General features: G+C 74.4%; 13 protein-coding genes and 1 riboswitch. Of the genes, 2 read left to right on the top strand and 11 right to left on the bottom strand.

Annotated features, from left to right (window positions below):
• Positions 1-135 precede the first annotated feature (135 nt).
• The 7 genes from thiC to thiE all read right to left on the bottom strand — a co-directional run bounded on the left by thiC (position 136) and on the right by thiE (position 5,937).
• On the bottom strand, positions 136-1,728 hold the full coding sequence (thiC, locus tag ACIBR0_RS00730) for a phosphomethylpyrimidine synthase ThiC (RefSeq protein ID WP_396711853.1): 1,593 nt from the start codon (positions 1,726-1,728) through the stop codon (positions 136-138).
• Between the two features lie 17 nt (positions 1,729-1,745).
• The gene (gene thiD / locus ACIBR0_RS00725) at positions 1,746-2,534 is read right to left on the bottom strand and encodes a bifunctional hydroxymethylpyrimidine kinase/phosphomethylpyrimidine kinase (protein ID WP_396711851.1); all 789 of its coding nucleotides are present in this window, start codon (positions 2,532-2,534) and stop codon (positions 1,746-1,748) included.
• On the bottom strand, positions 2,531-3,214 hold the full coding sequence (locus ACIBR0_RS00720) for a thiamine phosphate synthase (protein ID WP_396711849.1): 684 nt from the start codon (positions 3,212-3,214) through the stop codon (positions 2,531-2,533). Before ACIBR0_RS00720 ends, thiD begins: the two co-directional genes overlap by 4 nt.
• The gene (locus ACIBR0_RS00715) at positions 3,211-3,990 is read right to left on the bottom strand and encodes a thiazole synthase (RefSeq protein ID WP_357038347.1); all 780 of its coding nucleotides are present in this window, start codon (positions 3,988-3,990) and stop codon (positions 3,211-3,213) included. The genes ACIBR0_RS00720 and ACIBR0_RS00715 overlap by 4 nt, the downstream gene beginning before the upstream one ends.
• The gene (gene thiS / locus ACIBR0_RS00710) at positions 3,987-4,187 is read right to left on the bottom strand and encodes a sulfur carrier protein ThiS (RefSeq protein WP_357038343.1); all 201 of its coding nucleotides are present in this window, start codon (positions 4,185-4,187) and stop codon (positions 3,987-3,989) included. The genes ACIBR0_RS00715 and thiS overlap by 4 nt, the downstream gene beginning before the upstream one ends.
• Complete coding sequence (gene thiO, locus ACIBR0_RS00705) at positions 4,178-5,317, bottom strand: glycine oxidase ThiO (protein WP_396711847.1); 1,140 nt, start codon at positions 5,315-5,317, stop codon at positions 4,178-4,180. Before thiO ends, thiS begins: the two co-directional genes overlap by 10 nt.
• A complete protein-coding gene (gene thiE, locus ACIBR0_RS00700) occupies positions 5,311-5,937 on the bottom strand; it encodes a thiamine phosphate synthase (RefSeq protein ID WP_396711845.1) in 627 nt (208 codons plus the stop codon). Before thiE ends, thiO begins: the two co-directional genes overlap by 7 nt.
• Positions 5,932-6,040, bottom strand: a riboswitch (TPP riboswitch). Its footprint overlaps the gene before it by 6 nt.
• 123 nt (positions 6,041-6,163) lie before the next feature.
• Between thiE and ACIBR0_RS00695 the strand changes: the two genes are divergently transcribed.
• On the top strand, positions 6,164-7,072 hold the full coding sequence (locus ACIBR0_RS00695; RefSeq protein WP_396711843.1) for a DUF559 domain-containing protein: 909 nt from the start codon (positions 6,164-6,166) through the stop codon (positions 7,070-7,072).
• Positions 7,073-7,470: 398 nt separating this feature from the next.
• Here ACIBR0_RS00695 and ACIBR0_RS00690 read toward each other — a convergent pair whose 3' ends face one another.
• The 4 genes from ACIBR0_RS00690 to ACIBR0_RS00675 are packed head-to-tail and all read right to left on the bottom strand — an operon-like array spanning position 7,471 to position 11,592.
• Positions 7,471-8,439, bottom strand: a complete 969-nt coding sequence (locus tag ACIBR0_RS00690) for an aldo/keto reductase (protein WP_396711842.1) — start codon at positions 8,437-8,439, stop codon at positions 7,471-7,473.
• Positions 8,440-8,468: 29 nt separating this feature from the next.
• The gene (locus ACIBR0_RS00685) at positions 8,469-9,269 is read right to left on the bottom strand and encodes a nucleotidyltransferase domain-containing protein (protein ID WP_396711840.1); all 801 of its coding nucleotides are present in this window, start codon (positions 9,267-9,269) and stop codon (positions 8,469-8,471) included.
• On the bottom strand, positions 9,266-10,945 hold the full coding sequence (locus ACIBR0_RS00680; RefSeq protein WP_396711838.1) for an ABC-F family ATP-binding cassette domain-containing protein: 1,680 nt from the start codon (positions 10,943-10,945) through the stop codon (positions 9,266-9,268). The genes ACIBR0_RS00685 and ACIBR0_RS00680 overlap by 4 nt, the downstream gene beginning before the upstream one ends.
• Before the next feature lie 41 nt (positions 10,946-10,986).
• Positions 10,987-11,592: a class I SAM-dependent methyltransferase gene (locus ACIBR0_RS00675; RefSeq protein ID WP_396711836.1), complete on the bottom strand. Its 606-nt coding sequence runs from the start codon at positions 11,590-11,592 to the stop codon at positions 10,987-10,989.
• 130 nt (positions 11,593-11,722) lie between these two features.
• Between ACIBR0_RS00675 and ACIBR0_RS00670 the strand changes: the two genes are divergently transcribed.
• Positions 11,723-12,754, top strand: a complete 1,032-nt coding sequence (locus tag ACIBR0_RS00670) for a hypothetical protein (protein WP_396711834.1) — start codon at positions 11,723-11,725, stop codon at positions 12,752-12,754.
• Positions 12,755-12,805 lie beyond the last annotated feature (51 nt).

The following is a 12,805-nucleotide window of genomic DNA, read 5'->3' as shown; positions in this document are numbered from 1 at the left end:
CGCCTCCCCGCCCACGAGGAAGCACAAGCCTGGTCTGGCGTGATGTCTGTCAGACATAAAATGTCTGACAGACATCACGCGCGTGCACCCATACGCCCGCAAGTGCGTGCGACACCCGGGGTGGACCGGCACGGGTCAGGCCAGCGGCAGGTACACCCGGCCCCCACCGGCCACGAACTCGTCCGACTTGTCCTTCATTCCGCGCGCGGCGTACTCCTTCAACTCCTGGGTGATCTTCATCGAGCAGAACTTCGGCCCGCACATCGAGCAGAAGTGTGCCGTCTTCGCCGGCTCGGCCGGCAGCGTCGCGTCGTGGTACGACCGCGCGGTCTCCGGGTCGAGCGACAGGTTGAACTGGTCCTCCCAGCGGAACTCGAACCGCGCCTTGGAGAGCGCGTCGTCCCACGCCTGCGCCCCGGGGTGCCCCTTGGCCAGGTCGGCCGCGTGCGCGGCGATCTTGTACGCGATCACGCCCGCCTTCACGTCGTCACGGTCCGGCAGCCCGAGGTGCTCCTTCGGGGTGACGTAGCAGAGCATCGCGGTGCCGAACATCCCGATCATCGCGGCACCGATGGCCGAGGTGATGTGGTCGTACGCGGGAGCGATGTCCGTGGTCAGCGGGCCGAGCGTGTAGAAGGGCGCCTCGTGGCACCACTCCTGCTGGAGGTCCACGTTCTCCTTGATCTTGTGCATCGGCACGTGCCCGGGGCCCTCGATCATCACCTGGACGTCGTACTCCCAGGCGACCTTCGTGAGCTCCCCGAGCGTGCGAAGCTCGGCGAACTGCGCCTCGTCGTTGGCGTCGGCGATCGAGCCGGGCCGCAGCCCGTCCCCGAGGGAGAACGTCACGTCGTACGTCGCGAGCAGCGAACACAGCTCCCGGAAGTTCGTGTAGAGGAAGTTCTCCTCGTGGTGCGCGAGGCACCACGCCGCCATGATGGAGCCACCCCGGGAGACGATCCCCGTCACCCGGTCCACGGCCAACGGCACGTACGGCAGCAGCACCCCGGCGTGCACGGTCATGTAGTCGACGCCCTGCTCGGCCTGCTCGATCACCGTCTCCCGGAACACCTCCCAGCTCAGCTTCACCGGGTCGCCGCCGACCTTCTCCAGCGCCTGGTAGATCGGCACCGTGCCGATCGGCACCGGCGAGTTGCGCACGATCGCCTCGCGGGTCTCGTGGATCCGCTTGCCGGTGGACAGGTCCATCACCGTGTCCGCGCCCCAGCGGGTGGCCCACGTCAGCTTCTCCACCTCCTCGGCGACCGAGGAGGTGACGGCCGAGGTGCCGATGTTCGCGTTGACCTTCACGAGGAACGCCTTGCCGATAATCGCCGGCTCGCACTCCGGATGGTTGACGTTGAGCGGCAGCACGGCGCGGCCGGCCGCGATCTCGTCCCGCACGAACTCGGGCGCGACACCCTCCCGGATCGCCACGAACTCCATCTCCGGCGTGACGGTCCCGGCCCGCGCGTACGCGAGCTGGGTCGGTCGCCTCCCCTCCGCGCCCGCGAGCGGGGTGCCGGCACCACGGACGGGCGCCACGTCACCCCGCGCGGCGATCCACGGACCGCGCAGTGGCGGCAGCCCCACCTCCGGGTCGGAGCCCGGGCCGGAGGTGTCGTAGAGCCGGACCGGCGGGTTGCCCCCGGCCAGGTCCACCTCGGCGAACGGCACCCGGACGTCGGGCCGCGACCCCTCCACGTAAACCTTGCGACGTGCCTGCATGACAGCCTCCCTGTCGCTCAAGCGGACCAGCCGAAGTGGTCCAGAGGGCCGCGTCCCGCGCCCAACTCCCAGTCCCGGGCGCCGGTCAGCGCCCGGGTGACGTACTCCTTTGCGGTGGCGACGGCGGCCGGAACCGGATCGCCCAGCGCCAGCCGGACAGCGACCGCCGCCGAGAACGAGCACCCCGTGCCGTGGTTGTGCCGGGTCGGCACCCGGGGCGCGCGGAGCACCGTGGTCGTGCCGCCGCCGCGCAGCACGTCGACCGCCTCGCCGTCGGCATCCACGTCGCCGCCGGTGACCACCACGAACGCCGGCCCGCCCGCGGCGAGGGCCTCCGCGGCGGTCACCATCTCCTCGACCGTGGTCACCGGGCGTCCGGTGAGGGCCGCGGCCTCCGCACAGTTCGGCGTCGCCACCTCCGCGTACGGGAGGAGCCGCTCCACCGCCTCCACGACGCCCAGCGTGTGCCCGCTGGTGGCGACGAGCACCGGGTCGACGACGAGATGGGGCAGCCGCCCGTCCTTCGCCGCCTCGGCCACCGCGTCCGCGACGGCGGGGCTGCCCAGCATGCCGGTCTTGACCGCCCGGACGGTGAAGTCGACGAGCACGCTGTCGAGCTGGTCGGTCACCGTACGCGGAGGCAACGGCAGCACGGCGTCCACGCCCCGGGTGTTCTGCGCGGTCACGGCGGTGAGCACGCTGGTCCCGTACGCCCCGAGGGCGGCGAAGACCTTGAGGTCGGCCTGGATGCCGGCGCCCGCGCCGGAGTCCGAGCCGGCGATGGTGAGCACGGTCGTGGGTGTCACTGGTCCCCCTCGTTGGTCGCGGTGGCGGCCCGCACCGTGGCGGCGGCCGGCAACGTGGCGGCGGCCCGCAACGTGGCGGCCGCCTCGGCGGGGTCCCCGGCCCGCATGATCGCGCCGAGGACCGCCACGCCGACCGCCCCGGCCGCGACGCACTCCCGCACCTGATCGGGGGACTCGACGCCACCCAGGGCCAGGACCGGGACCGGGCTGACCCGGATCAGGTCGGCGAGTCCCGTCGGACGCAGGGGTGGGCCGTACCCGGGTTTGGTCGTCGTCGGGTAGACCGGCGAGAGGGTCGCGTAGTCCTCGGTGGTGAGCCGGGCCAGTTCCGCCTCGTCGTGGCAGGAACGGCCGACCAGGCCGAGGCGTGGCGGTGGGTACGGGCCGGCGGCGGGCAGGTGCACGGCGTCGGAGTCCAGCGGGTCCGGCCCGGCGACGACCAGCGTGCCGCCCGCCTCGGCGAGGATCGCCCGTAGGTCGGCGGCGAGGGCGGCCCGCTCGACCCGGGGCAGGTCCTTCTCGCGCAGCACCACCCACCGCACTCCCCCGGCGACAGCCGCCGCCACCACCTCGACGAGCGGCCGGCGCGCCACCCGCCGATCGGTCAACACGACGACCCCGGAGGGACGGCGGGAGGAGACGGAGCCGGGGCGCGGGTCGAGCCGGGACGACGCCGTCACAGCTCCGGCCTTCCCTGGTCCGGTGTGGACGCGAGGGCGTGGAAGCGGCGCTCGATCCGCCCGGCACCGTACGCGAGGCGGCCGGCCTCGACCGCGTACCGCATCGCGGTGGCCATCGCCACCGGGTCGGCGGCCCGGGTCACCGCACTGGCGAGCAGCACCGCGTCGCAGCCGAGTTCCATGGCGAGCGCCGCGTCGGAGGCGGTGCCGATGCCCGCGTCCAGGATCACCGGCACGTCGACGCTCTGCCGGATCAACCGGATGTGGTGCGGGTTGCTCACACCCAGCCCGGAGCCGATCGGCGCGCCGGCCGGCATGACCGCGGCGCAGCCGACGTCGGCCAGCCGGCGGGCCAGGATCGGGTCGTCGGACGTGTACGGCAGCACCGTGAAACCGTCCGCGACGAGGTCCTCGGCGGCGCGCAGCAACTCCACCCCGTCGGGCAGCAACGTCCGCTCGTCGCCGATCACCTCCAGCTTGACCCAGTCGGTGCCGAACGCCTCCCGCGCCAGGTGGGCGACCTTGACGGCCTCCCCCGCCGTGTAGCAGCCGGCCGTGTTCGGCAGCAGGCGTACGCCGCAGCGGTCCAGCAGGTCGAGCAGCCCGCCGGCGGTGCCGGGGGCGGTGTCGACGCGACGCAGGGCGAGGGTGACCAGTTCGGTGCCGGAGGCCCGGATCGCCTGCTCCAGGACGTGCAGGTTGGCGGCCCCACCGGTGCCGAGGATGAGGCGCGACGTGAACGGGACGCCGCCGAGGTCCAGGGTCACCGCGCTCACCCGCCCTGGGCGGCGCTGAGCACCTCGACGCGGTCGCCGTCGTGCAGCACGGTCGCCGGCCAGCCGGTCCGGGGCACCACCTCGCCGTTCACGGCGACCGCGAGGCCGCGCTGCTGGTCGGTGACGACACGGACCAGGTCCGCCACGGTAGAGCCGCCGGGCAGGGTCCGGCCGGCGCCGTTCACGGTCAGTTCCACGGGTGTCCCTCCTCGGTGGTGAACCGGTCCGGGGTGAACGGGGCCAGCAGCGGGTTGGCCACCCCGGTGGTGATCAGGTCGGCGATCAGGTCGGCGGTGACGGGGGTGAGCACGATGCCGTGGCGGTGGTGCCCGGTCGCGGCCACCACGTCGGGCCGCCCGGGCAGCGGGCCGATGATCGGGGCGTTGTCCGGTGTGCCGGGGCGCAGCCCGGCGACCGCCTCGACCAGGTCGTACTCGGCCAGCTCCGGTAACAGGTCCACGGCGGCGCGGAGCAGGCGCAGCACCGCCCCGACGGTGACCGTGGTGTCGGTGCGCTCCTCGACGGTCGCCCCGACCACCACCTCCCCGTCGACGCGCGGGACGAGGTAGACGTGCTCGCCGTCGGCGTACCCCCGGATGACGTGCCGGAAGCCCGGCGCGACGCCGCCGGGCGCGCGGAGCCGGAGCACCTGACCCTTCACCGGGCGGATCGGCAGCCCGGTGAGCGACGCGGCGCCGCAGCCGGCGGCGACCACGGTGACGCGAGCGTCCAGGTCGGACACCCGCTCGACGGCCGTGGCCGTGAGCGTCGCCCCGGCCCGCTCGGCGGCGGTACGCAGCGCCGGCACCAGACGGCGCGGGTCGACCTGATGGTCGGTGCCGGCGAGCGCGCCGCCGCGCACCCGGGGGGCGAGCGCCGGCTCGCGGTCCCGCAGCTCCGAGGGGCGCAGCGGCGTCACCGGCAGTCCGAGCCCCTGCTGGTACGCCCACAGCCGCCGCGCCTCCGCCAGGTCGTCGGCGGTGAGCCCGACCAGCAGGGTGCCCTCGGTGCGGTAGCCCAGGTCGGCGCCGGTCGCCTCGGTCAGCTCGGCGGCGAACGCCGGCCAGCGGGCGGCGGAGGCGGTGAGCAGGCCGGTCAGCTCGTGCTCACCGAAGTACGCCTCGGCCACCGGCGCGAGCATCCCGGCGGCCACGTGCGACGCCCCGGAGCCCGGCGCGGGATCGTGCACGACGACGCGCAGCCCTCGTGAGGCACACCGCCAGGCGATCGCCAGCCCGACCGGTCCCGCCCCCACCACCGCCACATCCGGTGCAAGGAAGGGCCCCTTCTTAACGCCTCCGGTAGAGGAAGGGCCCCCGCTTAACACGTCAGTGCACCCAGCAGCTCGGTGGTGGCGCGGGCGGGGTCGGCGGCTCCGGAGAGCGCGCCGACCACCGCCACCCCGTACGCGCCGGCGGCCCGCAGCGCGCGGACGTCCGCCGCCGTCACACCGCCGATGGCGACCACCGGCACGGTGACCGCCTCGGCGACGGCACGCACGCCGCCCACACCGATCGCCGGCGGCAGTCCGTCCTTGGTCCGGGTGGGCCGGAAAGGCCCCACCCCGAGGTAGCTCGCCCCGGCGGCGACCGCTTCGGCGGCGGCCCCCGGCTCGCGGGCGGTCGCGCCGAGCACGGCGGTCGAGCCGAGCACCCGCCGGGCCGCGCCGACCGGCAGGTCGTGGGCGCCGACGTGCCCACCGGCGGCGCCGACCGCCAGGGCCACGTGCAGGCGGTCGTTGACCAGGCAGGTCGCGTCGTGGCGGGCGCAGAGCGCCACCACCCGGCGGGCCAGGTCGTACGCCTCCCGGTCGGTGGCGTCGTCGCCGACCCGGACCTGGACGACCAGTTCGCCGCGGGCCACCGGCAGGGCGGCCCGCAGCACGGCGAGCGGGTCCCGTCCGGGTCGGGTGTCGGTGATCAGGTGCAGGCGTCCCAGGGACGACACGGCAACACTCCTCCCTGCGCCGGCATTACCCGGATCAGGTTCGACGGTCGGGGGCTCACAGCCCCCCTCTCAGCCCGGTACACCGGGCTCCCGTGGGTCACTTGCGGCTGTCACCGTACGACGGATCCTCCGATCCGCCAAGGGCGGGGGTACGGATTTCCCACCGACCGTCCGAAGCCGACGGTCGGGGCGGCGGGTGAGCGTCCCGTCACGCCATGCTGTCCGGATGCCCTCCGTCGCCCGGGTTCCGCGCCGCCTCGCGTTCCTGCCGTTCCGGGGCAGCGCCGCCGTCGCCGAGGGGCTGGTGACCTGGGCGATGCTGCGGGGATCGACGTGGCACAAGCTCTTACCCGACGTCTACGTGCACGCCGACGGCTACCGGGAGACCGACCACCGCATGTGGTGTGACGCGCTGGCGCTGGCGCTTCCCTTGGGCGGGACGATCGCCGGCCGCAGCGCCCTCTACCTGTGGGGCACCGACCTGTTGGGCCGGAACGCGCCGGTCAGTGTGCTGCTTCCAAGGTCGGTCCGGATGCGCCCACACCCGCGCCTGTCGGTCGTGCGCTCGCCCCTGCCGGAGGACGACCGTACCCGCTTCGGCGGCCTGCCGGTCACGACGCCCCTGCGGACCGCGTTCGACCTGGGCCGGCAGCCACCGTTGGTCGAGGCGGTGGTGGCCGTGGACGCGCTGTTGCGCCGGAGGGTGGTGAAGCTGCCGGCGCTGGCCGACTACGCGGTGCGGCGTGCGGGTTGGCCGGGGATGCCGCAGTTCCGGCGGGTGCTGGCGCTGGCCGAGCCGCTCAGCGAGTCCCCCATGGAGACCCGGCTGCGGCTGCTCCTGCTCGACGCCGGTCTCGGCCCGATGGTCGCCCAGCACGACGTGCTGGACACCCGGGGACGTTTCGTCGGCCGGGTCGACCTGGCCTGGCCCGCCCTGCGCGTCGCGGTCGAGTACGACGGCGACCACCACCGCGAGCGGGCCCACTTCCGCCAGGACGTCGCCCGGTTGAACGCCCTGCGGGCCGCCGGATGGCTCGTCCTCCGCTTCACCGCCGACGACGTCCTCCGACACCCCGCTCGTACCATCGCGCTCGTCACCGGCGCGCTCCGCGAGCGCCGGCTCGGCCGGCACTGACCACCACGCGCCACGTCTACGTGCTGCCCGCGCCGCCCGTCCGACGCCCGCGCGCGGCGCTGCCCGTCGGCCCGCCCCGCGCCGCCCGCGCCGCGCCGCCTGCGCCGCCCGCGCCGCGCCGCCCGCCGTGAGTGGAACACCATTGCTGTCTCCGTACCCCGATGAGGTACATGGCGTTCCACTCACCGATGCTCGACGCGCAGCGCGCGGGCCCTCAGCCCCGGCTGCGGCCGACCGGGGCGGCCGACCGGGGCGGCCGACCGGGGCGGCCGACCGGGGCGGCCGACCGGGGCGCGCCCCAACCGGGGCGGCCAACCGGGCACCGGCCACGGCAGCGCAGCCCCCAACCGCCAGCCGCCCAACGGCGGACGGCGGACGGCGGACGGCGGCACACACCCCTACCGGTCGAGCACGTCCCGGAGGGCCGTCAGGTCCTCGTCGGTGGGCTGCCAGGAACCGGCTGCCGCGTTGGCGCGTACCTGCTCGGGGTTGGTGGCGCCGGCGATCACCGACGTCACGGCCGGCTGGGCGGCCAGCCCGCCGATCGCCACCTGGAGCATCGACAGGCCCCGCTCCTTCGCGTACGCCTCGATCGCCTCGATGGTGTCCCAGTCGGCGGCGGCGAGACGGGCCGCGTACCGGCCGCCACCGGCGAGGCGGCTGCCGGCGGGCGGTGCCTGGTCCCGGCGGTACTTGCCGGTGAGCAGCCCGTTGGCCAGCGGGAAGAACGGCAGCATGCCGAGGCCGAAGCGCTCGCAGGCCGGGACGACCTCGGCCTCCACGCCCCGCTCCAGCAGCGAGTAGTGGTTCTGCGCGGAGATGAACCGGGTCCGGCCGTGGGACGACGCGGTCCAGTCGGCGTCGGCGATCTGCCAGCCGGCGAAGTTGGAGTTGCCCAGGTAGCGCACCTTGCCGGCGCGGACCAGGTCGTCCAGGGCGGCGAGGGTCTCGTCGATCGGGGTGTCCGGGTCGGGCTCGTGCATCTGGTACAGGTCGATGTGGTCGGTGCCGAGCCGGCGCAGCGACGCCTCCACCGCCCGGGCGATGTAGCGCCGGGCACCCCGGGCGCCGAAGTCCGGCCCGTTGAGGCCGTGCATGTCCATGCCGAACTTGGTGGCCACCACCACGTCGTCGCGGCGGCCCTTCAGCGCCTGACCGAGTAGCTCCTCGGAGCCGCCCTGCGGTTCGCCGTAGATGTCGGCGGTGTCGAAGAAGGTGATGCCGGCGTCGAGGGCGGCGTCGACCACCGCCCGGGTGCCGTCGAGGTCGAGCTTCCGGCCGAAGTTGTTGCAGCCGATGCCGACCACGGACACCACGAGCCCGGAGTCGCCCAGCCGGCGGTACGTCATCTCAGTCACGAGATCCACCCTATGCCCGCCGGCGGAAGCGGAACGGGTCAGCCGAGCACCTCGGCCGCGAGCGCCCGCCCGGCGGCCATCGTCGCGGCCAACTCCTGCGGGGTGCGGCCGACCGCGCCGAGCAGCGCCTGCGCGCGGTCCGCGAACTGCGGCGGTGCGCCCGGCAGCCGGCCCGCCGACGCGATCATCCTCTTCTCGTTGAGCAGCCACCGTCCGGCGCGGGCATGCAGCACCTGGACGAGCACTCCGACGACCCGGAACAGGCAACCCGCGACGTACCCGCTGTCGCCCGCCGGGACCGCCTTGGCGGCGCCCGCGAGCAGGAGGTCCACCTCCCACCCGCCGGCGGCGAGGGCGGCGGCCAACTCCGGCGGGTACGTCGACGTCTCGGCGCGCAGCGCCGTCAGCTCACCGGTCGGGTCGGCCAGGATCCGGCACCGGGCCACCTCTCCCGCGTACACGTGGGAGTAGAACCCGAGCGGGTGTCCCGGCTGCACGCCCACCTCGTACCGGCCGGCCCGGCAGTCGGCCCAGACCTGGTGCACCCGGTCGAGGTCGCGGTAGATCCAGTCGACGGCGACTCCGCCGATCCGGAGCCAGCCGCCTCCGTCCACCCACGGGCCCCAGCCGCCGGGCTCGCCGACCGTGGCGTCGGGGTCGTCGGCGACCGACGCCGCGAGCGTCCGCAGCGCCGGCAGGTCGAGCGGGCCGCGGTAGTAGAGGCCGAGGTCCCAGTCGGAGTCGGGCCGGTGCTCGCCCCGGCCACGGCTGCCACCGAGCGCCACCGCGACCACGCCGCCGACCGCGCACAGGCGCTCGGGCAGGTCGGCGGGGATCACCGCACGTCCCAGACCGGCTCGGGGGTCTCCACCACCTCACCGTCCCCGCCGAACAGGATGAAACGGTCGAAGGAGCGGGTGAACCAGCGGTCGTGGGTCACCGCGACGACCGTCCCGGCGAAGGCCGCGAGGCCCGTCTCCAGGGCCTCCGCGCTGGCCAGGTCGAGGTTGTCGGTGGGTTCGTCGAGCAACAGCAGCGTCGCCCCTGACAGCTCCAGCAGGAGTACGAGGAACCGCGCCTGCTGCCCGCCGGAGAGGGTCCCGAAGCGCTGGTCGCCCTGCCCGGCCAGCTCGTACCGGGACAGCGCCGCCATCGCCGCGTGCCGGTCCATGCCGGCGCGGTGTTCGTCGCCCCGCCAGAGGATCTCGACCAGCGTCCGGTCCATCAGCTCCGGCCGGTCGTGGGTCTGGGAGAAGTGACCGGGGCGGACGCGGGCACCGAGCCGGGCCACCCCGTCGTGCTTGACCGGGGCGAGCTTCTCGGCGCCGTCGACCGGCCCGTTGGCGGGGTCCGGGTCGGTGCCGCCCCGGGCCAACAGGCGCAGGAAGTGGGACTTTCCCGTCCCGTTGGCGCCGAGCACCGCGACCCGGTCGCCGTACCAGATCTCCAGGTTGAAGGGGTAGGTGAGGTTGTCGAGTTCGAGTTGCTCGCACATCACGGCGCGCTTGCCGGTGCGCCCGCCCGCGAGCTGCATCCGGATGTCCTGGTCCTTCGGGGGCTCGGGCGGGGGCCCGGCCTCCTCGAACTTGCGCAGCCGCGTCTGCGCGGCCTGGTAGCGCGAGGCCATCCCGGAGTTGTACGCGGCCTTCTGCTTGTACATCAGCATCAGCTCGCGCAGCTTCTGGTGCTCCTCGTCCCACCGTTTGCGCAGCTCGTCGAGGCGGTCGTGGCGAGCGACCCGGGCCGCGTGCCAACTGGCGAAGCCGCCGGGGTGCACCCAGGCGCTGCCGCCCTCGACGGCGACGACCCGGTCGGCGGTGTGCGACAGCAGTTCCCGGTCGTGCGAGACGTAGAGCACCGACTTGCCGGACTCCCGCAGCCGCGCCTCCAGCCAGCGCTTGCCGGGGACGTCGAGGAAGTTGTCCGGCTCGTCGAGGAGCAGCACCTCGTCGGGGCCGCGCAGCAGCAGTTCCAGGGCGAAGCGCTTCTGCTGGCCGCCGGAGAGGGTGCGCACGGGCCGTTCCCGCGCGGCGTCCCAGGGCAGCCCGAGCACGATCGTGGAGACGGTGTCGAAGAGCACCTCCGCGTCGTACCCGCCGGTCTCGCCCCAGGCGGCCAGCGCGTCCGCGTACGCCAGCTGGGCCTTGCCGGCGGCGGTGCTGTACTTGCCGCGCACCTCGGCCGCCCGCATGGCCGCCTCGGTCTCGGCGAGCCGACGCCCGGCGGCGCGCAGCGCCGGTGGGGCGAGCGAGAGCGCGAGGTCGGCGAGGGTGGACTCGTCGCCGATCATGCCGATGAACTGGCGCATGACGCCGAGCCCACCGGTACGCGCGATCGTGCCGGTCTTCACCGCCAGGTCACCGGCCACCATGCGCAGCAGCGTCGTCTTGCCGGCGCCGTTCGGCCCGACCAGCGCGACCTTGGCCCCCTCGCCGACCCGGAACGACACGTCGGTGAAGAGTTCCCGGCCGTCGGGCAGGATGTGCCCGACCCCTGCCACGTCCACGTATCCCACGCCGGCATCCTGCCCGAGCCGCCGCCGGGCGGCCCAGCCATTTACCGGGTGACGCGCAGCACCCGGAAGCCCTTCTGGCTGGAGTGGCGCTCGACCTGCCAGCCGGAGTCGACCAGCCAGCGGTGCAGGGAGTCGCCGCCGAGGTGCCGGGCGACGACCAGCCAGGCGACCCCGTCCGGGGCGAGTCGGGGCAGCCAGCGCGACAGCAGCTGGTGCAGCTCCTCCTTGCCGATCCGGATCGGCGGGTTGGACCAGATCTGGGCGAAGGTGACGTCCGCCGGCAGATCGTCCGGCGCGGCCACGCGCACCCGCTCGGCCGCGTCGATCCGGGCCGCGTTGGCGGCGGTCAGCTGGCGGGCCCGTTCGTTGACGTCGACCGCCCAGACCGTCGCGGACGGCGCGCACGTCGCGAGCACGCAGGTGATGGGTCCGAAGCCGCAGCCGATGTCGAGCAGGTCGCCGGTGGTGCCGGCGGACGGCAGCTCTGCCTTGCGGAGCAGGACGGCGGTGCCCGGGTCGAGCCGCGTGGCGGAGAACACCCCGCCGGAGGAGGTGAGCGTGTAGTCGCGGCCGGCGACGGTGAACTCGACCTCGCGAGGGTGGGCGGTGGTCGCGGGTTCAGCGGTGAAGTAGTGGTCGCCGGTCACCCGGCGATTCTCGCAGGCACCACGGGGGCGGCCGGCACGGGTGGTGGCGGTCAGCACGAACCGTCACCACCGTCACCACAATTTCCCCTTTTTACCAACTAAAGGGACATTGCCCCCTACTCTGGGCGGCATGGTGTATCGGTACGAGTCCGATGAGGACGCATTCCTGGAGTACCCGGACGACGCGTCCGGGCCGTCGGTGCCCAGCGCCGGTCCCCAGCCTCCGGCCGGCCCGTCGCCGTCCCGCTTCCCCACGCCGTCGCTCCCCCGGACCACGCGGACGGCGCTGCCGCCCGCCGAGCCGGCGCCGGTGTCCAGCCCGCCCCCGGAGCAGCCGCCCCGCACCCCCGTGTACGCCTCGGCCGTACCGATGGAGCCCCCCGCGCGCAGCGGCGGCGGCCGGATGTGGCAGGTGGTCGTCGGTGGTGCGGCGGTGCTGGTCCTGCTCGCCCTCTGCGGCCTCGGGGCCGCCGCACTGGTCAACGAGCGGGACACCGACCCGCGGACCACGCCGACCGAGCAGCCCGCCGCGGCGGGCTCGACCGAACCCGACCGGCAGGACCTCGACTCCCGGGACACCGACCAGGCCCCGCTGACCGCCAAGGAGGTCTTCCCCGGCCAGCAGCTCGTACCCGGCGACGGCGAGGCCCCGTACCGGGTGCTCAAGACGCACTCCGGCGGCAGCTGCGCGGTTGCCGCCACCGGGGAGGTCGCCGAGCTGCTCGTCCGGCTGGGCTGCAACCAGGTGGTCCGGGCGACCCTGCGCTCCCCGGACGGCGAGCACCTGGTCACCACGGGCCTGTTCAACCTGACGGACCGGGCCAGCGCCGAGCGCGCCCGCGACCGGATCCGCCAGATCCTCGACGATCGGCAGGGCCGTTTCCGCGGCATGGTGGCCGACGAGGAGACCGAGGCGATCGGCACGGCACCGGCCCGCGTCGGCTGGCAGGTACGCGGCCACTACCTCGCGTACGCCCTGGTGGCCCGCGTCGACGGCGAGACCATCCGGTCCGGCGACACCGCCGTCCGGGAGGTCCTCTTCGACATGATCGAGCTGCACCTCAACCAGGGCGTACTGGAGCGTCGCGCGGCAGGCGGGACGACCGTCCAGCCGACCGAGGAGGCCACCGGTTCCCAGGAGGGCGAGTCCGCCGGCGACTGAGGAGGACACATCGGGGGTGCGGGTGCGGGCCGGACGGCCCGCACCCGCGGT

The organism is Micromonospora sp. NPDC049497 (genome assembly GCF_044465805.1).
Taxonomy (GTDB): Bacteria; Actinomycetota; Actinomycetes; order Mycobacteriales; family Micromonosporaceae; genus Micromonospora.
This window is presented reverse-complemented; position numbering and strand designations above follow the sequence as displayed.

Bases quoted from the DNA above. Each gene is read 5' to 3' on its own strand.
- thiC (WP_396711853.1), bottom strand. From the start codon at position 1,728: ATGCAGGCACGTCGCAAGGTTTACGTGGAGGGGTCGCGGCCCGACGTC.
- ACIBR0_RS00695 (WP_396711843.1), top strand. From the start codon at position 6,164: ATGCCCTCCGTCGCCCGGGTTCCGCGCCGCCTCGCGTTCCTGCCGTTC.
- ACIBR0_RS00670 (WP_396711834.1), top strand. From the start codon at position 11,723: ATGGTGTATCGGTACGAGTCCGATGAGGACGCATTCCTGGAGTACCCG.